Raw genomic sequence first — 21,011 nt, 5'->3', positions numbered from 1 at the left:
GCTTCATGTATGAGCGGCGGCGATGAAAGGATTGCCATGTATGGCGAGGCGTTAAAGACGGGCCGCAAGATCTTCGCGGTCGCCCCGATGATCGACTGGACCGACAGGCACTGCCGCTATTTCCACCGGCAGCTGACGGCGCATGCGCTTTTCTATACCGAGATGATCGTCGCTGATGCGATCATTCATGGACCGCGGGAGAGGCTTCTCTCCTATTCGCCGGAGGAGCATCCGGTGGCGCTGCAGCTCGGCGGATCGGACCCGGCCAAGCTTGCGGAGGCGGTGAGGATCGCCAATGACTACGGCTATGACGAGATCAACCTGAACGTCGGCTGCCCTTCGGACCGCGTGCAGTCCGGCACGTTCGGCGCCTGCCTGATGAAGACACCGGAGCTGGTGGCCGACTGCGTAACCGCGATGAAACGCGTGGCGACGGTGCCGGTGACGGTGAAGTGCCGGATCGGGGTGGACGAGCAGGAGCCGTCGACTGTGCTGCCGGATTTCCTGGCGAGGATGATCGGCACCGGGGCCGATGCGATCTGGATCCATGCCCGCAAGGCGTGGCTGCAGGGGCTGTCGCCGAAGGAGAACCGCGAGATACCGCCGCTCGACTACGAGATCGTCCACCAGATGAAGCGGGAGAACCGGGATGTCTTCCTCGGCATCAATGGCGGCATCACCGACCTTGATCAGGCGGGCCGACATCTAGAAGTCATGGACGGGGTAATGCTCGGGCGCGCGGCCTATCAGAACGCCGGGCTTCTGGCCGAGGTGGACGAGATAATCTTCGCTGAACCGCACCATGAGCCGGATTGGACGGCGCTGCGCGACGCGATGATGGCTTACGCGGACCGAGTGATGGGGGCCGGCGGGCGCCTCAACCACGTCACGCGCCACATGGTTGGGCTTTTTCAGGGTTACGCCGGCGCTCGCCGCTACCGCCAGTTGCTCTCCACGGAATCCACCCGCCCTGGCGCCGGGCCGGAGGTGATTGCGGCCGCCTTTGCGGTGGTGGATTTCGAAGGAGGCACCCCGCGCCAGGCCGGCTGATGAAGCAACATCACATCTAGTTTATCGAAACCGATCGCGGAACCATGCCGTGGCTCTCGGGTTAGGTCCTTGTCCCCTGCAAACGACATGACCAACCACAAGGAGCTCTCAAAATGGCTAAGCGTCTACTTCCGGTTCTTCTTCTCTCGGCTGCCTTCCCGATGGCGGCAATGGCACAGAGCGCGACCGGCGAATCCGGCACGACGATCACCAATCCTGGTGCTGCAGCCGATCAGGATGCCCAGACGACCCCGGGCGCGACCAACCCAGTGCCGATGGATCAGTCTGCAGACGCCAGCGCTACGACTGAGGGCCCATTTGTTACCGTTCCGGAGACTGGCGCATGGCGCGTCAGCGATTTCCAGGGTAAGGCTGTCTATGGTTCGGACGGCGAGAGCATCGGTGAGATCAATGACGTACTCGTCAGCCAGGATGGGTCGGTCAATGCCGTGATCATCGGTGTCGGTGGTTTCCTTGGTATCGGCGAGAAGAACGTCGCCGTCGACATGGGCGCTCTTGAGCTTGGTCCGGGCGCCACTCAGGCCGAAGCCAACCAGGCATCCCGCGCCAATCCTGACGCTGCGCCGGGCGATGTCTCGGGTGAGACGACGGCTTCGACCAACACCGACAACACCACCATGCCGCCGGCCGGCGGAGCGGGTACGGCTGCAACGGGCACCGACACGGCCATGACCGACGGCGCTGCCGCCCCGGGTGCGGGCACGACCGGCACGGGCATGCCTGCTACCGGCGATGACCAGATGGCCGCAAACAATGCCGGCAACGATGGCGCGATCATGATCGGCCCGGACGGCCTGCCCGAACGGATCGTGCTGAACGTTACCCGTCAGCAACTGGAAGACGCGCCCGCATTTGAAGGCGTACGCAGCGAAACCCAGCCCCAGCAGTAAAAGCTGTATCCTTATTTCACCCCCGTGGCGCCAGCCGCGGGGGTTTTTCTATGTCAGCGGTCCGGCGAATTCACCAGACTGAGGATCAACTGGTGGACGGCCCCGCCTTCCGCCAGCTCGACCTCGTCGAACTGCCGCGACTGGCGCACCCGCTCGTCGGAGAACTCCTTCAGCCGCGCCTGCAGTTTTTGACCCACCTTCTGGCATTTCGGATCGTCGGCCGCCGTCAGGCCGCGGCTGAAGGCCTCGATGCCGCGAACCATGTCTACGATCTGCTCACCATGCACCCGTTCATGTGTCTCCACACCCGAAACGAAACGCTGCCATTTCTGTGCTACCAGCAGCGGCAGGCCGGGAGGCGCCTCGGGCAGCGTATAGGTAATGATCAGCTTCGGCTTCGCCACCGCCAGCACGCAGGAGCGATCGGGCTGCGGACGATAGTCGCGGGTCCAGGTGAGCTTGAAGCTTGTATGGGCGATGGCCGGTACGCCGGCGGCCGGTCCACGTTCTCCAATAGAACGGTAGAGATCGATGCCGGTCGCGCCCCGGATCGCATAAGTCTTTACCTGCTCCACTGGCTGCCAGGGTTCGGCGGGAGGAAGGGGGGCAGCGGGGAAGGCTGACGATGATTGGGCTGGAAGAAATTGCGCAACAGCTGCGTTCGGGTTGATGCCAATGGCCAGCATGGCGGCCACGGCCGAAGCATATTTTGTGGGGAGGTTAAGACGCGACATGGGGCGAACCCTAAGCGAGAGCCGTCCCGAGGGGAAGAGAGGGGAGCGTCTGGCTCACAGCACGGCTGAGGATCCGGACGAGTGGGCCGGTGTGCGACAAACTGTGGAATCCTGTTTGCCGCTCGGCACCTAGACCTCGTCAAGCTTGCCCACCAGCCGCTGCAGTCGCGGTGTCGCAGTCAGGCTTTCATCCAATGCCAGCTTCAACTGGCTCCGGTCATCTACCTTGAACAGATACCAATCGATCAAGGCCGCCGCGACATCGGCAGCCGAGTCGGCTGCCGAATCAACACCGTTCTCCTCGCACCAAGCCTCGAGGAATCGTTGCAGAAGCTCCAGGTCATCAGGCGCGAGTGGGACGGGTGAGGGGGTTCCGTTCTGCTGCAGCATGCGTCGCAATCCATACCGTCAACCTCCGGCAAGTGCCGGCAGGTTCTATCGCCAACAGGAAGTAACTACTTGAGCGTAGGTATGGCTTAGAAAGCTTGTGCAGAGCTTGCTAATATAGCAGCATCCGCCAGCGCTTAGGTGTGGGGAGGCCGGTTACTCTGGGATGCGGCTGATGGCGGCAGTCCGCCGATAGCTTCCCTGAACCGGCCAGGGAACCGGTGGGTCAGCCGACAAACCAGGAGAGTGCGCCACCAATGACGACGAATGCGAGGACAAGAGCCACAAAGCGGCCCGTCCCGGACTGCGAGTCAACGTTGAAGGCCTTCTCCCAAAGCCCTTGGCTGCGATGATCTTCCGTCATGGTCATCCTCTTCTTGCGAGGTGAGCCATGAAGCTTCCCATAAGCGCTGTCAAGGCTTGGATAGCTCCGGAAGATTATTGCGTCGGTCTGTGGGCGTGCGGGGAGAACTCACGCAGGTGTTTTGCGACCGCGTTTCTTGGGTGCGGGTTCCGGCTGAGCCTGCGCCAGTCGCAACGCCTTCAGTTTCTCTGTTTTACTTTCTCTCGCAGCAGTTTCCGCAGCGAGAATATCGCGCACGACGGAATTGGTTTGTTCGGCCTTCGCCTGCGCCGAAAGCTTGGCGGGTTTGAAGAACTCTTCTGTGGTGGCTGTCATGGTATGCTCCTATATCTGCCGCGGGCGGACGCGGTCACCTGGACCGCGCCGTTCTTGTCGCTAGCGGCCTCGACCGACGACCTTTTTCTTGGGTGCCGGAAGCAATCCCTCACGTTGGGCTTTCTTGCGCGCGAGCTTACGTGCCCTCCGCACTCCCTCCGCCTTCTCACGTGCCCGCTTCTCAGATGGCTTTTCATAGGCGCTGCGCGCCCGCATCTCGCGGAAGAGACCTTCCCGCTGCATCTTCTTCTTCAGGACCCGAAGGGCCTGATCGACGTTGTTGTCTCTGACGAGTACCTGCAAAAATAACTCCTTTCCGGCCAATGGCCGTCATTTCCTGAGCCGAAACTTGACCCGGCTCGCCCTCTATACTCGATCCCATGGGGCAACAGGTCGTTCTGCTCCATGGTCGTTCAATCACATGCCCTCGAACACAAAGCATGTGACGATCCACCCAAGGGGAAAAACAAAAGGCCGGGACTGCTCCCGACCTTCCACATCATCGCCTCAAGCGTGCCAGTACATCCGTGGTCACGCGGGACAATGAAATTCCTTAGGCGGCCTGCAGGTTGTCTGCAGAACTCTTGCCCGAACGCTTGTCCTGGACAATGTCGTAGCTAATCTTCTGACCCTCGGTCAGGCCACGCATGCCGGCGCGCTCAACGGCGGAGACATGGACGAAAACGTCCTGGCTGCCATTATCGGGCTGGATGAAGCCAAAGCCCTTGGTGCTGTTGAACCACTTGACGGTACCTGTATTCATGACGATTTCCTTCAATCGTTGGTGGGCCCGGTCGTATTTGACCGATCTAAAATCGACGTTGAGAGGAAATCTGAAACAGCCGTGGCTGAGGACAAAAGTCGCTAGCAAAGTTCGATGATGTAAACATAACGCTTTAATGAGCCCAAACAAGGGCTGGAACGAAATAAATACAGAAGCTGCTTTTCAAGAAGGGTGCCGGCCCCAGGCAGGGCCGGCGATTCTACATCAGGATGTCTTACTCTGCCGCTTCGGCGTATTCGCTCATCGGCGGGCAGGTACAGACGAGGTTGCGGTCGCCATAGACATTGTCGATCCGGTTGACAGGAGACCAGTATTTGTCGACTCGGAAGGACCCGGGCGGGAAGCAGGCCTGCTCGCGGCTATAAGGCCGGTTCCATTCGCCGACCAGGTCTTCCACGGTGTGCGGGGCGTTCTTCAGAGGGTTGTTCTCCTTGTCCGCCTTGCCGCCCTCGATGGCACGGGCTTCCTCGCGGATCGCCAGCATCGCATCGCAGAAGCGATCGATCTCTGCCTTGGTCTCCGATTCAGTCGGCTCGATCATCAGCGTGCCGGCAACCGGCCAGCTCATGGTTGGCGCATGGAAGCCGCAGTCGATCAGGCGTTTGGCAATATCGTCGACGGTGACGCCCGCAGAGGCATTAAGGGGACGCGTGTCGATGATGCACTCATGGGCAACGCGGCCGTTGGCCGACTTGTAGAGTACGTCATAGGCCCCCTTCAGCCGGGCGGCAATGTAGTTGGCGTTTAGGATCGCAACCTTGGTCGCCTGGGTTAGGCCTTCGCCGCCCATCATGAGGCAGTAGGACCAGGAGATTGGAAGGATCGATGGCGAACCGAATGGCGCTGCCGAAACGGCACCCTGTCCACCGTGCCACTGCGGATGACCAGGCAGGTAAGGGGCGAGATGCGCCTTGACGCCGATCGGGCCCATGCCGGGACCGCCGCCACCATGCGGAATGCAGAAGGTCTTGTGGAGGTTGAGGTGCGAGACGTCTGAGCCGATGTCGCCAGGGCGGGACAGGCCGACCATCGCGTTCATGTTGGCGCCGTCGAGATAGACCTGGCCACCGTGGCGGTGGGTGATCTCGCAGATCTCCTTGACCGTCTCCTCGAATACTCCGTGCGTCGACGGATAGGTGATCATGCAGCAGGAGAGACTTGCCGCGTGCTCTTCCGCCTTGGCGCGGAAGTCCTCCAGGTCGACGTCACCGTTCTCCCTGGCCTTGACCGGCACCACCTTCATTCCAGCCATCTGCGCCGAAGCCGGGTTTGTACCGTGAGCGGAGGTTGGGATGAGGCAGACGTCACGATGCGTGTCGCCGTTGGCGATATGGTAGTTACGGATGGTCAAGAGACCCGCATATTCGCCCTGGGCACCCGAGTTCGGCTGCATGGAGAAGGCGTCATAGCCGGTGATTTGGCAGAGCTTCGCCGACAGGTCGTCGATCATCTCCTTGTAGCCCAGCGCCTGGTCGGCCGGCACGAAGGGATGAATATCGGAGAACTCCGGCCAGGTGATCGGCAGCATTTCCGCCGTCGCATTGAGCTTCATGGTGCAGGAACCAAGCGGGATCATCGCCCGGTCAAGCGCGAGGTCCCGGTCCGACAGGCGGCGGATGTAGCGGGTCATCTCGCTTTCCGCGCGGTTCATGTGGAAGATCGGATGCGTCATATAGGCGGATTTGCGCAGCAGATCCTGCGGCAGGCGATAGGTCGGCTCGAAGTCGGAGACCTTGAAACTGCCGCCGAAGGCGCGCCAGACGGCTTCCAGCGTTGCCGGGCGGGTGCGCTCGTCGAGCGACATGCCGATCCTCGTATCGCCGACCTTGCGCAGGTTGACACCTTCCGCCACGGCCGCCCGCAGGATGAGGCCCTGCATGTGGCCGACTTCGACAGTAATCGTGTCGAAGAAGGTCTCGGGTTCAACCTTGTAGCCGAGCTTTTCGAGTCCCTTGGCCATCAGCACGGCCTTCCTGTGGACCTGCTGGGCGATCGCCTTCAGCCCGTCTGGTCCATGGAAGACGCCGTACATGGAGGCCAGCACGGCGAGCAGGACCTGCGCGGTGCAGATGTTCGAGGTGGCTTTCTCGCGGCGGATGTGCTGCTCGCGGGTCTGCAGCGACAGGCGATAGGCGCGGTTGCCGCGCGCATCGACGGAAACGCCGACGAGGCGGCCGGGCATGGCGCGCTTGTGGGCATCCTTCACTGCCATGTAGGCGGCGTGCGGACCTCCGTAGCCGACTGGAACGCCAAAGCGCTGCGACGAACCGATGGCGATGTCCGCACCCATCTCGCCGGGAGACTTCAGGAGCGTCAGGGCCAAAAGGTCGGCGGCGACGGCAGCAACGGCGCCGGTCTGGTGCAGCCTAGCGATCAGGCCGGAGAAATCGCGGACATGGCCGTGGGTGCCGGGATACTGGAAGATCGCGCCAAAGACGTCGACCGGATCGAGGTCCGTCATCGGATCGCCGACGATGACAGTCCAGCCGAGCGGTGCTGCACGCGTCTCGATCAGTGCGATTGTCTGCGGGTGGCATTCCCTGTCGACGAAGAAGGCGGTCGCCTTGGACTTCGCCTGGCGCTGGCAGAGTGCCATTGCTTCGGCGGCGGCGGTCGCTTCGTCAAGCAGGGAGGCGTTGGCGACGTCGAGGCCCGTGAGGTCCGAGATCATCGTCTGGAAGTTCAGGAGCGCTTCAAGCCGGCCCTGGGAGATTTCCGGCTGGTACGGGGTGTAGGCCGTGTACCAGGCGGGATTTTCGAGGATGTTGCGCTGGATGACCGGCGGCGTGATGGTGCCGTAGTAGCCCTGGCCGATCAGCGAGGTCAGGACCTGGTTCTTGTTCGCGGTCTCCCGCAGCCTGTCGAGCGCCTCGCGCTCCGTCAGTGCTGCGCCCCATGCCAACGGCTCCTTCTGGCGGATAGAGGCGGGGATGGTGGCATCGATCAGCTTGTCGAGCGTCGGGTAACCGACAACCTTCAGCATCTCCGCCATCTCCGAGGGCGAGGGGCCGATATGGCGGCGATTGGCGAAGTCGTAGGGCTGGTAGTCGGTGAAATGGAAATCCGTGCTGTCGGTCATCCGATCAGATCCTTGTAGGCGGATTCGTCAAGCAGAGCATCGGCATCGGAGGGGTTCTTGAGCTTCAGCTTGAAGAACCAGGCGGCACCCTGCGGATCGGAATTGACGAGGGAGGGATCGTCGACGATCGCCTGGTTGACCTCGGTGACTTCGCCATCGAGCGGAGCGTAGACGTCAGACGCAGCCTTGACCGATTCGACAGTGGCGGCGTTGCCGTCCTTGGTCAGTTCCGCGCCGACTTCAGGCAGTTCGACGAACACGAGATCGCCCAGTTGCTCCGCGGCATGGGTGGTGATGCCGACGGTGGCGACATTGCCCTCGAGCTTCAGCCATTCATGTTCGGGGGTGAATTTCAGCATGGTTCTCTCCGGAGGTTTTTCAGCGTTTATAGGTCGGCTTGATGAAGGGAAGCGCGGTGACGGTCAGCGGCAGGTACTTGCCACGCACTTCGGCAAAGACGCGGGAGCCGGGTTCGGAAAGCGAGGCGGGAACATAGCCCATTGCGACGGGTCCTTCGACGGAGGGACCGAATGTTCCGGAGGTGACCTCGCCAATCGGCGACTCAGGTGAATCCTCGGCATAGAGCACTGCGTGGGCGCGCACAGGGGCTTTACCTTCTGGCTTGAGCCCGACGCGGCGGCGAACTGGGCCTGTGGCGAAATCCTCCGCGACGCGGTTCGCACCGGGATAGCCGCCAGCGCGCTCACCGCCGGGGCGGCGCACCTTCTGCATGGCCCATTCCAGCGAAGCCTCGACCGGCGAGGTGGTAGTGTCGATGTCGTTGCCATAGAGGCAGAGCCCGGCTTCGAGCCGTAGCGAGTCGCGGGCGCCAAGACCTATCGGTTCGCACTCCGGATGCGCCAACAGCGCCTTTGCAAGCTCCTCTGCCTTGTCCGCCGGAACCGAGATCTCGAAGCCGTCCTCGCCGGAATAGCCAGAGCGGGAGATGATACAGTCGGCGCCGAGGATGGAGGCGTCGCGCACGTCCATGAACTTCATTTCGCTTGCGCCGGGCCACAGGTTGGCAAAAACCTCCTCCGCCTTCGGGCCCTGAAGAGCAAGCAGCGCCCGGTCGCCGAGCAGCGTTACGTCGCAGCCGGCCATGTTGGCCTTCATGCGGGCGACGTCCTGATCCTTGCAGGCGGCGTTGACGACGACGAAGAGGTGATCGGCGCGATTCGCAATCATCAGGTCGTCCAGGATGCCGCCGTTGTCGCCCGTAAAGAAGCCATAGCGCTGGCGTCCGGGTTTCAGTCCCAGAATGTCGACCGGAACGAGCCTTTCGAGAGCCAGTGCAGCGTCCTCGAGCTTTCCGGAGATTGCTTTGACCACGACCTGGCCCATGTGGGAGACGTCGAAGAGACCTGCCGCGGCGCGCGTATGCAGGTGTTCCTTCATCACGCCGAGGGGGTATTGCACCGGCATGTCGTATCCGGCGAACGGTACCATCTTGGCGCCAAGCGAAAGATGCAGTGCATGCAGCGGGGTTTGCTTGAGGACAGGGGCCTGATCCAAGAATGCCTCCAGGTGCGTCATGGACGCGTAAGCTCATTTGACGGCGCGGTCGCGCCCGGTTCATGAGCCCCCTCTGTCCTTGCGCCTGAGATTGTTATCCCTTCGGCGTGCACCGCCTTATCGGCGGCGCCTCTCTCCAGAGTCCTGCTAGGCCGTGCGCTGGTCCTTTTGCCTGAGAGTTTCCGGGGCGGTTGCTCCTTCGGCACCGCAATGAAGCGGCTTCTCCCAACGTACGTGCCGCCCATTATCCGGGAGGCAGGGCGCTTGGCAAGGGCTATGCCGAACTGTCGGGAAGAATCTTCGCTGGCGGACCGGATGTTGATGCGGCGCAAAGAAGCAGCTGCAGGGATTTGCTCTTTGTCTATCGGTAAGGTAATCGACATCAGGCCACGAATGAGCGAAGCGATGGTTTTCCGGAACCCCAGATCGATGAACATGCTGCGCATGCTCTGCGCCATGGTGTTCATGTCGCTTGGGTTCAGCCACCAGCCTGTCCAGGCTGCCTGGCCTGCCGATGCGTTCAGCGAAGCCTACCGATTGCCCGACGGCAGCTTTGCCGATATCTGCGCTGATCACGGGGAGCCAGGAACCCATGGCTCGCACCGGGAAGAGGGCACTCGCCCCTATTGCGAGGCCTGCCTTCTGGCAGCCTCCATCCTCCTGCCGCCGCCGGCCGAAGGGCTGGGCGTGCCGCTGCAGCAAGCCTTTCTCCTCAATCCGCCCAGGATCGAATCTCTTAGGGTCGGATTCACCGCGCTTGCGCGACCGAGTTCGCGTGCTCCACCCCTGACGATCTGAACCAGACGAACATCTCTTCAGATCAACACGTCCGGTCTTGCAGCCATGAGCGCAGCCGGAAGGGGATATAGACCATGACTACCATCAAGACGATGAAGCTGTCGGCTCTCGCCGTTCTCGCCGCTACGGGCACCGCCCAGGCTCATGCCACGTTCACCAGCGCCACCGTTACCGCAGAAGGTTACGCGCTCATGCAGTTGCAGGTGCCGCACGGCTGCGAAGGCAAGGCGACAAACGAGGTTCGGATCGAATTGCCGGAAGGCTTCGTCTTTGCAAAGCCGCAGCCGAAGCCGGGCTGGGAACTAGAGATCATCCAGGGCGAATACCAGAAGACCTACGACAACCACGGCACCAAAGTCAGCGCAGGCCCCGCCGAAATCCGCTGGAAGGGTGGCGAGCTGCCGGATGAGCACTACGACACCTTCGTTATTCGCGGCAAGATTTCCGGTGTTGCTGCGGGGACAGAACTTGCCTTCCCTGCGACCCAGCTTTGCGGCAGTGACGCAAGCGTTGCCTGGACGGAGGTCGCCGCACCCGGACAAGATGCTCATTACCTCAAGAATCCTGCGCCGGTGGTAAAGGTGGTCGAGAAGCAGGGCCAGGAGCATATGTCGGCTCCGGCACCGACGATGGTGGGCCAAATCTCCGTGGAAGGAGCCTTCACCCGCGCCATGCTCCCCAATCAGCCGGTCGGCGGCGGGTTCGTCACGATCCGAAATGCGGGTGGCGCTGACCGCCTCATCTCGGCTACTTCGCCAGCTTCCGAAATCATCGAGCTCCACGAGATGGCGATGGAGGGCGACGTCATGAGGATGCGCAAGCTCGAGAACGGCATAGAGGTGCCGGCTGGCGAGACAGTCGAACTGAAGCCTGGCGGCCTGCACTTGATGTTCATGCACGTAAAGACGCCCTTCAAGGAAGGGGACAGCGTTCCGGTGACGCTGACCTTCGAGAAGGCCGGCAGCATCGACGTCATCTTCCCGGTCCGAGACGCCGCTCCGAAAGGACACCAGCACAACTGAGGAACCCAAACGGGTTTTGAGTTCAAAGTGCTTTGGAGGCCGCTGTCCTTAAGACGGCGGCTTTTTCAGTCTGCTGGTTACGCCGAGGTGGAGGATAGGTCGACGTTCGCGGGGTGCCTTGGGAGGCCGAACCGCCCGCGTCACGTCCACGCAGTCCCTCCCAACCCTGCCATTGCCGCATGACGCGAAGGCGGCGTTCGCCAAAGAAGAAACCCGCCGGCAGATACCGGCGGGTTGATTGGCAGTGGGAAGAGCAACCTTGGTCGCCCTCACTCAAGACCTGGCAGGAGTGGTCAACTGAACCGTCCGGCCGCATGGGCGAGCATCGTGTAAACCTTGCCGGTGTCGGAAGTCAGGTAGCTCTGCGTGACCGTCTTGTCCGGATCCGTCCGAGCGACGTCCGCGAGGAGCTTCTCGAAATCGCCGATATAGCGGTCGACCGCCGTACGGAACTCCGGCTCGCGCTCGTATTTGCGCTTGATCTCGTCGAAGGTCTGCTGGCCCTTGAGCGTGTAGAGGCGGCGGGTGAACACGTCGCGCTCGCCACGCTGATAGCGGCGCCAGAGATCCACGGACGCGTCGTGGTCTATGGCTCGGGCGATATCGACCGACAATGAGTTCAGCGATTCGACCATGTGGCGCGGATTGCGATTGTCGCCACCGCCGCGAGGTGCCGGCTGCTCGGTCGGCCGCGCGGCCGGTCGGGCAGGGGCTTCCTCACGCGAAGCGCCGCGCAGCAGATCGGAGATCCAGCCACCTTCCTGTCCCTTGGGAGCAGCTTCCGCGGGCCGCGTGGGCGAAGTGCGGTCGAGGCTCAGGCCGCCCCGCAATCCGGCGGGCAGGGTCTCCCCTCGGGCCGGAGGGGTTGGCTGTGGCGGCAGGGTTGCCGCTGCCGGCTGGGCGCGCGGCGCTGGAGCGGGCTGAGGTGCAGGGGCACGCACCGGCGCCGGCTGCGACACTTCGAGTGCCTGTGCCGAGCGGCCGACTAGTTGCGACAAGTCCTGCAGCGCCTTGATCTGCTCCGACACGGCGCGCCGCATAGCTGCAGCGTTCTCCTTGGCTTCCTCCGGCAGGTCGAAGGCTCCACGCCGCAGTTCGGCCCGGGTGCTGTCCAGTTCCTCGCGGATCTGCTCGGCGGACCGGCGGATTTCGTCGGTTGCGCCGGAGAAGCGGCCGACTGCCTCATCCACCGATTTGCGCAGGAGGTCGCGGAGATGTGAGGCAGCGTCGTCCGTGCGGCTGGTCGCGTCGCCAAGCATGCGCTCGACATCCGTAAGCGAACCTTCCACGCCGCTGCGGATACGCTCCGAGAGACCGCGGGCACGCTGCTCGGCATTGGCCATGGTGGCGTCAACCGCACGGTTGGCTTCTTCGCTTGCGCCGAGGAGCGAGGTTCGCATGGCTTCGGCGGTAACGTCGGCACGCTGCTGCGTCTCACCAAGCGTGCGACCAATGTCGGCGAACGCGCCCTGGAGGCTTTCGCGAAGATGCGCCGCTACCTGCGAAGATCTGCCCTCGGCCCGCTCGAATGCGCCTTCCACCAGAGTGGCGAGACTGCGCATCGTCGCTTCGATTTCCTCGGAGCGCTTGACGAGACCAACGGAGAGGCTGCGAAGGGCCGTTTGGCGCTCATCGAGCGTATTGGCAAGATTGGATTGTGCGGCTCCAAGCAATTCGGACGCCTGGGCGAGCACCTTCGAATGTTCATCGAACCGGCCGACAATGCCACCGACCTGGTTGAGCGTCTGGCCGGAAATGTTCGCCAGCCGGTCGATGTTGTTTTCCAGCAGGCGGCTGGACCCGGAGACCATGTCTGCCGCGTGAGCCGCGGACTCGGAGAAGCGGCTGGCGGTTGATCCGAGCTTCTCGTCGACGCCGGAAAGGCGCTCGAGCGCCTGGTCGGCTGCCGAGGTGATGTCGTGCGCAGCACGTTCGACAAGACTGGAGATCCCGGAATTGCTTTCCGCCAGACGTTCGATCAGCGCATTGACGTTGCCCGTAAGACTTCTTTCGACCGACAGCATGGCGCTTGCGGTGTTCTCGGCCCGCTGGGTGAGGGCGGACAAGGCCTCATTTGTTCGGGCGGCGATCGCATCCACGAGAGCATCGTTCTCGTTGCGTATCCTGCTGCTGCTTTCGCTGGCGGCCGCCACGAGGCGCTCTGTGCTTTCCCGAGCTGCAGATGCAATTTCTGCGGCGGCGGAACGGCTGGCCTCGCTGTACTGTTCGACCACCGGCCTTGCCTCTTCCTCGATGAGACGGGACAGTTCGGTCGTGCGGCTTGCAAGCATCGAGTTGAGGTCTCGGGTGCGACTGTCGAGGGCGGAGCGAATGGCATCGCCGCGAGCGGCCAGTGCCTTGTCCACCGCTTCCATAGCGGACTGCAATTCGGTCGCCGTCTCGGCAAGAACTCCGCGCAGTGAGCCGCCGCGTTCCTGAAGCGCCTGCTCAGCCTCCCCGAGTGCTGCCGAGATCGCCGTGACCTGCTTCTTGACCAGAGCATCGGCTTCCGAAACCTTGTTGACGATGGCATTGCCGGCTTCGGAGAAAGCCTGGGCGACTGTTGCTGCCTGGCCGGCGAGACGGGTCTGTGTTTCCGAAATGCGGTTTACGATCTCGCTCGACTGTTCCTCGATCGAGCGGGTGAACTCGGCATTGCGCTGGGCGAGTCCTTCGCTGAACTCGGAGCCGGTGCGGGTAAGCATTTCTGCCGAGCGCATCGCCTCGTCGTCCATTCCAGCTGCAGCGGCGCTGACAGCTTCGCGGAGGCTGGCGGCAAGACCTGCGGCCTTGCCTTCGATCGTGCGGCTGACCGCATCCAAGCCGACGGTCAATGCTCGGTCCATGGTCGAAAGGCGCTCGTCGAGGCGAGCCGTCCCGCTGTCCATGGTTCCTGCGATGCGATCGTGGGCGTCGGTGCTGATGCGCTCCAGCTCGGCGGTGCGTTGAGCAAGCGTGTCGCCGATGTCGCGGCCGGCGCCGTCGACTAGCTCGGTCACACTCGAAACCTCGCTGCGGATGCGGGCCTCGAGGCCGCCGAAGGTCGCCTCCACCTTGCTGCCCGTTTCACCAAGGGCTGCCTCGACGCTACCGATCGTCTGCTCGATCCGTCCCGAAAGGTTCTCGGCCGAGAGGCTGATCTCCCGTGCTGCCTCGTTCAGGCGTTCCGCAATGACCCCGGCGGTGCTGTTCAGCCGTTGTTCGAGGTCGGTGCCGGCGCCATCGAGTGCCGCCCGAAGGGCGTCCTGCTGGCTTTCCAAAGACATTTCCAACATGCCGGCGCTGGTGGCGACGGTCGCACCAATCGACATCACCTGTTCCGACATCAGTTCGGAGATCTTCTGCTCGCTCTGGGTGAGGGCGGCGGAGATCATGTTGCTCCGTTCCTCCAGGGTCGCGCGCAGGCGTTCGTAGCCGGAACCCAGTGTCTGTTCCATCTGTTCGTTGGCGGCAGCAACCGTGTCGCTGAATTGCTGATGTCCGAGACCGAGCGTCGCGGCGATCCGCTCTTGACCCGTGCCGATGACGGATTCGATACGCTCCGCCCCGCCAGATACGCTCTCCTCGAACCGGCGTGCGCCGTCCCCGAGGACATCGCCCACCCTGACAGAGATCTCGCTGATGGACTGTTCGATGCGGTTCTCAGCGTCAGCCGCAAGAGTGTTGAGTGCAACCGCCTTTTCGTCGAGCACGCCGGAGAGCCGGTCTTCGCCCAGCGCAAATGTTGTGCTGATTTCCATCGTCTTGTCGTTGAGCATCTCGCCGATCCGTTCGCCGTTAGACGCGATGGTAGCGGCGAGTTGTTCAACGCGGCGATCGAGACCTTCTCCAAGCCGTTGTTCGCCTTCCTCCATGTGACGCGAAATCAGGGCGGCGCGCTCATCGAGAATACCGGAGAGGCGTTCCGGAGTCTCGGCGAGGTTGGTCAGAACGCCAGTGATGCGGTCTTCGCCAAGTGCGAATGCCGTGCTGATCTCCATCGTTTTATCGTCAAGGAGATTCCCGAGCCGATCACCATTCTCGGCCAGTGTCTGCGAGAGGGTGGTTACCCGCTCGTCAAGGCTTTCGTCGAGGCGCTGGCTTCCTTCCTCGATATGCCGAACGATCTGCGCAGCTCGCTCGTCCAGGACGGACGAAAGCCGCTCGGGCGTGTCGGCGACGCTGTCTAGAATGCCGGCAATTCGATCCTCGCCGAGCGCAAAGGCCGTGCTCAGCTCCATCGTCTTGTCATCGAGGAGTTCACCAATCCGCTCGCCATTCTGAGCAAGCGCCTGCGAGAGAGTTGCCACCCGCTGATCAAGGCCTTCGCCGAGGCGTTGGCTTCCATCCTCGATATTTTTCGCGATCTGAGCGGCACGCTCGTCCAGGACCGCCGCAAGCCGCTCCGGCGTGTCGGCGACATTATCGAGAATGCCGGCAATCCGATCCTCGCCGAGTGCGAGAGCGGTGCTGAGCTCCATCGTCTTGTCGTCAAGGAGCTCGCCGATCCGGTCACCATTCGCGGCAAGCGTCTGCGAGAGAGTAGTTACCCGCTGGTCAAGGCCTTCGCCGAGGCGCTGGCTTCCTTCCTCGATATTCCGTGCAATCTGCGCTGCGCGCTCGTCCATGGTCGCGGCTAGACGCTCGGGAGCATCGGCGAGGCCGTCCAGGATGCCGGCAATCCGGTCTTCGCCGAGCGCGAAGGCCGTGCTGATATCCATCGTCTTGTCGTCGAGGAGTTCGCCAATCCGGTCGCCGCTGGCCGACAGCGTCTGCGCGAGATTGTCCATCCGTTGGTCGAGACCGGAGCCGATCTTTTCCTCGCCCTCCTGGAGATGGCGCGCGATCGTAGCGGCGCGCTCGTCCAGGAGGCTTGCAAGCCTCTGCGGTGCGTCTGCGACGACCGAATCGATTGCCGCCGTTTTTGCGTCGAGGGTTTCCGCGAAGCGGTCCTGGCTGGTCGTAAGTGCGGCAATTACCGATTCCGAGCGTTCACCCACAGCTCGCTCGAACTTGCCTTGCGTTTCGTTCAACGCCTCGATCAGCGCGCTGCTACGTTCGGAGAGAACCGCCTCGATCGCCTCGCGGCTCGTGCCCATTGCGCCGGTGATTTCGGTCGTGCGGGCAGCGAGCGCCTCGTTGAACTCGCGGCTGCGGTCCCCCAGCATGGAATCGAGGACGTCCTGACCGGTACCAAGCGCTGTCGCCAATGCCAGTGACTGTTCGGTCAGGGTGTTGCCGATCTGCGCGATGCTGCTGCTGAGGATGCCTTCGATCGATTCGGACCCGGTGGCCACCGTCTCGTTGATGCGGGCCAGGCTGTCCATGAGTTTGCTGTCAAGGCTGCCGGCTCGCTGGTCGAAGGCAGTCGTGAGCGCGTCGAGCCCGTTGTCGAAGGTCGTGCTGAGCTGGCCGACGGTAGCCTGCAGGCGCTCCTCGAAGAGCCCGGAGCGCAGATCGAGGTCCATGACGGCGTCGTCGGCAGCAGATTTCAGGCTCTGCCTGAACGCGCTGCCCTTGTCGTCCAGGGCCTTGTTCAACGACGTGAGGACCGCTTCGAGCGACCCGGTAATGGAGCGTTCGCCTTCCGAGAGCCCATCCGTGATCTCGCGGGTTCGTGCAACGAGCGTCTCATTCAGCTGCCGCGTCCGGTCGGCAAGCGCCGCATTGAGACGTTCCGTGCTGGCATCCAGTGTGGAGGCCCGTGTCTCGAATTCGCCGAGCAGTGCCTGCCCGCGCTGAGCCAACGTCATTGACAGGTTTTCGAGCCGTTCGTCGAATTCGCTGGCGAGTGCAACGCCGGATGAGCCAAGGGTTCGCACCAGCTCGTCGGCCTTCGCGGCGAGTAGCGAGCCCAGCGCTTCGCCGGCCGCATTGGTCTTTTCCGTCAGCGCGGCGGCGCGCGTGTCTATCAGGGATGCGAAAGCCTCGCCCGAAGTCGCCAGCCGCACCGCGATCTCCTCGGTCGCCAGCGACAGTTCTTCCTTGAGCTGTTCATGGGCTCCGACGATCGACGATCGGATGCGTTCGGCATGGTTGACGATGGCGTCGCGCTCCGCGCCGAGCTCGTGGACCAGTCCTCGTACGCGCAGTTCGTTGTCGGTGTAGCTGCGTTCGAGGGCATTGACCTCCGAATGGACGAGGGTCTCCAGTTCCGTTGCCCGCGCGATCGTTCGCTCGATGCCCTCGTTCATGGCGGAGACTTCGCGGCGAACGGCCTGGCCGACGGTCATGATTCGCTCGGATGCCACTGTCTCCGGCTCGGACAGACGCAGCGCGACTTCCGCCATGGAGCGCGCGGCGTTTCGCATGTCCTGTGCCCGGGCCATCATCGTGGCGAAGGCGAAGAATAGCAGGATGGGAACGATGATGCCCACGAGGATCGCCACGAGGCCGGGCATTGCGACCAGGCCGCCGACGGAACCCGAACCCCAGAGCTGTGCACCGTAGAGAAGTTGCGCCAGTCCGAGACCGCCGATCGCCCAAAGAACGGAGACGATCGTCGCATTGCGCAAGGAACTGCGCATCGTCCCGCCTTCCAGTGTCTTGAGCAGGTTCACGGAACTGCGGCGGCTCGCATCATTGGCCGGCTCGAACACGGGTGCACGAGCCGCAGGCTCCGCCGCCGGCGAACGGGGAGGAGCTGCCGGGTTCTCGCCACGCGCGGGTGAGGGACGCTGCTTGGTTTCAGACACTCTGGCCTCCGAGGCAGAGGATGCAGGTTTTTGGCGTGTCGCCTCCTGATCCTCGATGAAGTCGATCTTCAACGCATCTTCCAGAGCCTGGAACGCCGTTTCATCCATCGACTCGCTGCTGGTCTTCTTCGCCATGCGGTTACGCCTCGCTACATACTCGCCCGGCCATCCCGTCCTGTCTGCCCGCCCTGCAAACGAAGAAGAGACACTGCCTGCCGGAAAGCCTCGCCCTCATGGCGTCGGCGTTTCCCGTTTCACTTCACTCTCGGATAGCCTTGTTCCAAACGGATGATAAGGAAAACTTACCACGCGGCCATCCACGGATGCAGGAGCGGACTCCCGCCTCTCCAACTGTATTGTAGTGGCACATCTGAGGGGTCTTAACAATTCGGCCCCCTGGAAGCGCCAAAAAGCCAAAACGGGTTGTTAACAGGATTTAAACCATAAGACTTTTGGAAAGTCCCATAAAACAAGCATCTTAGCGGAAATTAACCATAGCGTGAGATTCAAGGGGCCGCTCGGCCTTTCTTAACGCTATGGCGCCGGTTTGGCGGCAGGATGCTCTGAAATAGCATCTTTAGGATCATCGTTCCCATGGCCGCAACAGCAATTGCATTCGAAGCCCCTGCGACCCAGCGCGCGCTCTCCCCATCCCAGTCCCGCCCGATAGACCTCGTGCATCTCGCTCGACAGACGATGGGAGACAAGACCCTCGAGGTGGAGATCCTGCAGATTTTCGCACGGCAGGCGCGGAAGGCCATGCTGGAGATGAGCAGCGGAGAAAGCTCCGCCATCATTGCTGCCGCTCATCGGCTGAAGGGAGCGGCATCCTCGGTCGGCGCGTTCACCGTCGCCGACCTGGCGATGAGGATCGAGGAAAAGGGAGCCGAGGCGACATCGATGGCAAAGATTGCCACAGCCATCGTCGAAACGGAAAACTTCATTCTCAAGCTTTGCCGATAAACCCAACCCGCCATTGCGACGCCGGGCATGCAAACCTATGTTGACGGCCCGGCGGAACTGCTCGATGAGCAGACCCGTTCATCGAGACTGTTCATACGGATTTCCTGATCATGACGAAACTGACCATCGTCGCCTTCGACGGAACGCGCTTCGATATAGATGCGAGCAACGGATCGACGGTGATGGAGAATGCCGTCCGCAACTCTGTGCCCGGCATCGAAGCCGAATGCGGCGGCGCCTGTGCCTGCGCTACTTGTCACGTCTATGTCGACGATGCATGGGCTGAAGCCGTAGGCGCGCCCTCGGCCATGGAAGAGGATATGCTCGACTTCGCCCACGATGTGCGGCCGACCTCCCGCCTTTCCTGTCAGATCAAGATGACCGATGCGCTCGAAGGGCTGGTTGTCCAGGTGCCTGAGAGGCAAGGCTGACGCTTCGGAGCCAGCTCCGGCTCACCCGTCGTTCTGTCCCATCCGGTACTTCAGCAGACGCATCATCCGGTTGTCGAAGTTCTTTGACTCGATCCGATCGAACCGCATCTGGTCGCGATCATGGGCTTCGAGAACGCGCTTCGTTACCGCGCCGACCTTTTTCTCCAGTTCCGGGCAACTGCTGGCGGAACGGAGGGCGTGCAGATCCCTTTCAAGGGTTCGCGCATACGTGCGGGCTATCTCCGCATGTCGCTCCTCGTGTCGCTTGATGTCTGCCGACAGCGTGTCCCAGATGAAGCGCAGGTTCTTGTCGGCGGTGCGGCGGTTCTTCCAGCGAGGCAGGATGAGGTTTGTCTTCAACGTGACCTTCACGTTGCCCACTGAACACTGCTTGCCGCGCTCGAGATAGGTGACCTCCCCACCAAACTTGATCTCCGTCGCTCCCGGATGGCGATGCCCGGTGGCATTGGTTACCGGTCCACGCCTTTCGAGCTCACGATCCAGTGCCTCGGCAGTTTTCCCGCCGATCGAGAAATAGCCGTAAGTCTTGCTGATCAGAGGCTCCGCCGAGGCGTTGGAGGAGAGCATGCACATGGCAACCAGACCGCCGGCGACACAACGGAAACAAGGAATCATCGACATTCTGGAGCCTGCGGACATTGAACTTGAAGGGAGCTTGGGGCATAGCCCTCGGCAGCGCAACACAGAGGCAGAAAAATTTGCGTTACTCCCGCACCGATGACGCCAAGCCGAACATCCCCGTCCCGAAAATCTGGCGGGTCGGCCGTGGTCGTCATCTTGAACTGGCCAACAGCGGCCATATCATGGCCATCATCAACGTCACGCCAGATTCATTTTCGGACGGCGGATTGCACCGCAGTCTCGAGCTTGCGGTCGCCCATGGCCTTGCCTGCGTTCGCGAAGGGGCGGCGATCCTCGATGTCGGCGGCGAATCCACCCGGCCCGGCGGAGCGCCGGTCAGCGTCGCGGAAGAACAGGATCGGGTGCTTCCGGTGATCGAGCGGCTGATACGGGAGACCGACGCACTGATATCCGTGGACACGTATCGCGCCGAGACGGCCCGTCTGGCGATGGCAGCGGGTGCCCACATCATCAATGATGTCCACGGCCTGCAGCGGGAGCCAGCGATCGCCTCCGTTGCGGCCGCGACAGGCGCCGGGCTCTGCATCATGCATACTGGTCGCGGCCGGGAAGGCGAGATCATCGACGATGTGATCGCCGACCAGCACGCCTTCTTCAAGGTTTCGCTCGCCATCGCCGAGGCGGCCGGCGTGGCGTCCGAGGCCATCGTGCTCGATCCGGGTTTCGGCTTCGCCAAGGATTCCGACCACAATCTCCAGATCGTGGCTCGGTTTGCTGAATTGACCGAGATCGGCTTCCCCTGGCTTGTCGGTGCGTCCCGCAAACGCTTCATAGGCGCGGCCACCGGTCGGGAAATTGCTGCAGACCGTGACATCGGGACGGCTGCGACGACGGCAATCCTGCGGCTCGCCGGCGCCGCGATCTTTCGCGTCCATAATGTTGCCGCCAACCGCGACGCGCTCGGTATCGCGGACGCGCTGATCCGTGTTCACGCAGAGGAGACGCTACAGTGAGTACCTACACGATCACCCTCAAGAATTGCGCCTTCTTCGCTCGTCACGGTGTCCACGCGGAAGAGAACCGTCTGGGGCAGCGGTTTTTCATCGATGCGGAACTGGAGGTGGAAGCGGGCGACGTTCTGACCACCGATCGCGTGGAGGACACTGTTGACTACGGTGTCGCCTTCACCCTCATCGAGGAGATCGTCACGGGCAGCCAGCGACGGCTGATCGAGACGCTCGCCATGGACATTGCCGTGGCGCTCTGCCAGCATTTTCCGCAGATCCGCGGGGCCGCCATAACGGTGCGCAAGCCGAGCGCGCCGATTCAGGGGGTGCTGGATCACGCGGAAGTGCGCGTCGTGCATAGGCGCTGACAAGGT

The 21,011-nt window shown here is 62.5% G+C and carries 19 protein-coding genes and 2 riboswitches; of the genes, 8 read left to right on the top strand and 11 right to left on the bottom strand.

The genetic code is table 11. The features are described from left to right. The first annotated feature begins 36 nt into the window (after positions 1-36). Positions 37-1,050 carry a tRNA dihydrouridine(20/20a) synthase DusA gene (gene dusA / locus NT26_RS09315; protein ID WP_052642006.1) on the top strand — a complete coding sequence of 338 codons (1,014 nt, stop codon included), beginning with the start codon at positions 37-39 and terminating at the stop codon, positions 1,048-1,050. Between the two features lie 113 nt (positions 1,051-1,163). Beyond that, positions 1,164-1,961 carry a PRC-barrel domain-containing protein gene (locus NT26_RS09310; protein ID WP_052638522.1) on the top strand — a complete coding sequence of 266 codons (798 nt, stop codon included), beginning with the start codon at positions 1,164-1,166 and terminating at the stop codon, positions 1,959-1,961. Between the two features lie 53 nt (positions 1,962-2,014). Here NT26_RS09310 and NT26_RS09305 read toward each other — a convergent pair whose 3' ends face one another. The 9 genes from NT26_RS09305 to gcvT form a co-directional block, all read right to left on the bottom strand. Continuing rightward, the gene (locus NT26_RS09305; protein ID WP_244467685.1) at positions 2,015-2,695 is read right to left on the bottom strand and encodes a DUF922 domain-containing Zn-dependent protease; all 681 of its coding nucleotides are present in this window, start codon (positions 2,693-2,695) and stop codon (positions 2,015-2,017) included. A gap of 129 nt (positions 2,696-2,824) precedes the next feature. Beyond that, the gene (locus NT26_RS09295; protein WP_052638516.1) at positions 2,825-3,085 is read right to left on the bottom strand and encodes a hypothetical protein; all 261 of its coding nucleotides are present in this window, start codon (positions 3,083-3,085) and stop codon (positions 2,825-2,827) included. A 223-nt stretch (positions 3,086-3,308) separates the two neighbouring features. Continuing rightward, complete coding sequence (locus NT26_RS22750) at positions 3,309-3,446, bottom strand: hypothetical protein (RefSeq protein WP_156157139.1); 138 nt, start codon at positions 3,444-3,446, stop codon at positions 3,309-3,311. 108 nt (positions 3,447-3,554) lie between these two features. After that, entirely contained in the window at positions 3,555-3,761 is a 207-nt protein-coding gene (locus NT26_RS09290) for a hypothetical protein (RefSeq protein WP_052638514.1), read from the bottom strand. A 60-nt stretch (positions 3,762-3,821) separates the two neighbouring features. Then, positions 3,822-4,064: a 30S ribosomal protein S21 gene (rpsU, locus tag NT26_RS22350; RefSeq protein WP_077546881.1), complete on the bottom strand. Its 243-nt coding sequence runs from the start codon at positions 4,062-4,064 to the stop codon at positions 3,822-3,824. Between the two features lie 250 nt (positions 4,065-4,314). Continuing rightward, positions 4,315-4,524 (bottom strand): cold-shock protein, encoded by a 210-nt coding sequence (locus NT26_RS09280; RefSeq protein ID WP_029618104.1) that lies wholly within the window; start codon positions 4,522-4,524, stop codon positions 4,315-4,317. A gap of 235 nt (positions 4,525-4,759) precedes the next feature. Further along, on the bottom strand, positions 4,760-7,624 hold the full coding sequence (gene gcvP, locus NT26_RS09275) for an aminomethyl-transferring glycine dehydrogenase (protein WP_052638511.1): 2,865 nt from the start codon (positions 7,622-7,624) through the stop codon (positions 4,760-4,762). Then, the gene (gene gcvH, locus NT26_RS09270) at positions 7,621-7,983 is read right to left on the bottom strand and encodes a glycine cleavage system protein GcvH (protein WP_052638510.1); all 363 of its coding nucleotides are present in this window, start codon (positions 7,981-7,983) and stop codon (positions 7,621-7,623) included. The genes gcvP and gcvH overlap by 4 nt, the downstream gene beginning before the upstream one ends. A 19-nt stretch (positions 7,984-8,002) precedes the next feature. Next, positions 8,003-9,139, bottom strand: coding sequence for a glycine cleavage system aminomethyltransferase GcvT (gcvT, locus tag NT26_RS09265; protein ID WP_425287731.1), 1,137 nt, complete (start codon positions 9,137-9,139; stop codon positions 8,003-8,005). 63 nt (positions 9,140-9,202) lie between these two features. Continuing rightward, a riboswitch (glycine riboswitch) is annotated at positions 9,203-9,289 on the bottom strand. Then, positions 9,290-9,377, bottom strand: a riboswitch (glycine riboswitch). A 191-nt stretch (positions 9,378-9,568) separates the two neighbouring features. Here gcvT and NT26_RS09255 point away from each other — a divergent pair. After that, positions 9,569-9,937, top strand: a complete 369-nt coding sequence (locus NT26_RS09255; protein ID WP_082077668.1) for a hypothetical protein — start codon at positions 9,569-9,571, stop codon at positions 9,935-9,937. A gap of 74 nt (positions 9,938-10,011) precedes the next feature. Then, on the top strand, positions 10,012-10,959 hold the full coding sequence (locus tag NT26_RS09250) for a DUF1775 domain-containing protein (RefSeq protein ID WP_052638506.1): 948 nt from the start codon (positions 10,012-10,014) through the stop codon (positions 10,957-10,959). A gap of 293 nt (positions 10,960-11,252) precedes the next feature. On the opposite strand, the gene NT26_RS09245 is transcribed toward NT26_RS09250, so the two are convergent. Further along, a complete protein-coding gene (locus tag NT26_RS09245) occupies positions 11,253-17,768 on the bottom strand; it encodes an apolipoprotein A-IV repeat region-like domain-containing protein (protein ID WP_052638505.1) in 6,516 nt (2,171 codons plus the stop codon). Between the two features lie 459 nt (positions 17,769-18,227). Between NT26_RS09245 and NT26_RS09240 the strand changes: the two genes are divergently transcribed. Both NT26_RS09240 and NT26_RS09235 read left to right on the top strand, forming a co-directional pair. Beyond that, positions 18,228-18,596 carry an Hpt domain-containing protein gene (locus tag NT26_RS09240; protein ID WP_052638504.1) on the top strand — a complete coding sequence of 123 codons (369 nt, stop codon included), beginning with the start codon at positions 18,228-18,230 and terminating at the stop codon, positions 18,594-18,596. Between the two features lie 110 nt (positions 18,597-18,706). Continuing rightward, the gene (locus tag NT26_RS09235) at positions 18,707-19,027 is read left to right on the top strand and encodes a 2Fe-2S iron-sulfur cluster-binding protein (RefSeq protein ID WP_052638503.1); all 321 of its coding nucleotides are present in this window, start codon (positions 18,707-18,709) and stop codon (positions 19,025-19,027) included. Between the two features lie 21 nt (positions 19,028-19,048). On the opposite strand, the gene NT26_RS09230 is transcribed toward NT26_RS09235, so the two are convergent. Beyond that, positions 19,049-19,669 carry a DUF922 domain-containing Zn-dependent protease gene (locus NT26_RS09230; protein WP_052638502.1) on the bottom strand — a complete coding sequence of 207 codons (621 nt, stop codon included), beginning with the start codon at positions 19,667-19,669 and terminating at the stop codon, positions 19,049-19,051. Positions 19,670-19,746: 77 nt separating this feature from the next. Between NT26_RS09230 and folP the strand changes: the two genes are divergently transcribed. Both folP and folB read left to right on the top strand, forming a co-directional pair. Continuing rightward, complete coding sequence (folP, locus tag NT26_RS09225; protein WP_244467684.1) at positions 19,747-20,643, top strand: dihydropteroate synthase; 897 nt, start codon at positions 19,747-19,749, stop codon at positions 20,641-20,643. After that, positions 20,640-21,005, top strand: a complete 366-nt coding sequence (gene folB / locus NT26_RS09220) for a dihydroneopterin aldolase (RefSeq protein WP_052638501.1) — start codon at positions 20,640-20,642, stop codon at positions 21,003-21,005. The genes folP and folB overlap by 4 nt, the downstream gene beginning before the upstream one ends. The last annotated feature ends 6 nt before the right edge of the window (positions 21,006-21,011 follow it).

Source organism: Pseudorhizobium banfieldiae, assembly GCF_000967425.1.
Classification (GTDB): domain Bacteria; phylum Pseudomonadota; class Alphaproteobacteria; order Rhizobiales; family Rhizobiaceae; genus Neorhizobium; species Neorhizobium banfieldiae.
The sequence above is the reverse complement of the archived record's forward strand: the minus strand, read 5'-3'. Positions and strand labels throughout refer to the sequence as shown.

Coding starts and splice junctions, on each gene's coding strand:
- dusA (WP_052642006.1), top strand. CDS start 37: ATGTATGGCGAGGCGTTAAAGACGGGCCGCAAGATCTTCGCGGTCGCC.
- NT26_RS09310 (WP_052638522.1), top strand. CDS start 1,164: ATGGCTAAGCGTCTACTTCCGGTTCTTCTTCTCTCGGCTGCCTTCCCG.
- NT26_RS09305 (WP_244467685.1), bottom strand. CDS start 2,695: ATGTCGCGTCTTAACCTCCCCACAAAATATGCTTCGGCCGTGGCCGCC.
- NT26_RS09295 (WP_052638516.1), bottom strand. CDS start 3,085: ATGCTGCAGCAGAACGGAACCCCCTCACCCGTCCCACTCGCGCCTGAT.
- NT26_RS22750 (WP_156157139.1), bottom strand. CDS start 3,446: ATGACGGAAGATCATCGCAGCCAAGGGCTTTGGGAGAAGGCCTTCAAC.
- NT26_RS09290 (WP_052638514.1), bottom strand. CDS start 3,761: ATGACAGCCACCACAGAAGAGTTCTTCAAACCCGCCAAGCTTTCGGCG.
- NT26_RS09280 (WP_029618104.1), bottom strand. CDS start 4,524: ATGAATACAGGTACCGTCAAGTGGTTCAACAGCACCAAGGGCTTTGGC.
- gcvP (WP_052638511.1), bottom strand. CDS start 7,624: ATGACCGACAGCACGGATTTCCATTTCACCGACTACCAGCCCTACGAC.
- gcvH (WP_052638510.1), bottom strand. CDS start 7,983: ATGCTGAAATTCACCCCCGAACATGAATGGCTGAAGCTCGAGGGCAAT.
- NT26_RS09255 (WP_082077668.1), top strand. CDS start 9,569: ATGAACATGCTGCGCATGCTCTGCGCCATGGTGTTCATGTCGCTTGGG.
- NT26_RS09250 (WP_052638506.1), top strand. CDS start 10,012: ATGACTACCATCAAGACGATGAAGCTGTCGGCTCTCGCCGTTCTCGCC.
- NT26_RS09245 (WP_052638505.1), bottom strand. CDS start 17,768: ATGGCGAAGAAGACCAGCAGCGAGTCGATGGATGAAACGGCGTTCCAG.
- NT26_RS09240 (WP_052638504.1), top strand. CDS start 18,228: ATGGCCGCAACAGCAATTGCATTCGAAGCCCCTGCGACCCAGCGCGCG.
- NT26_RS09235 (WP_052638503.1), top strand. CDS start 18,707: ATGACGAAACTGACCATCGTCGCCTTCGACGGAACGCGCTTCGATATA.
- NT26_RS09230 (WP_052638502.1), bottom strand. CDS start 19,669: ATGTCGATGATTCCTTGTTTCCGTTGTGTCGCCGGCGGTCTGGTTGCC.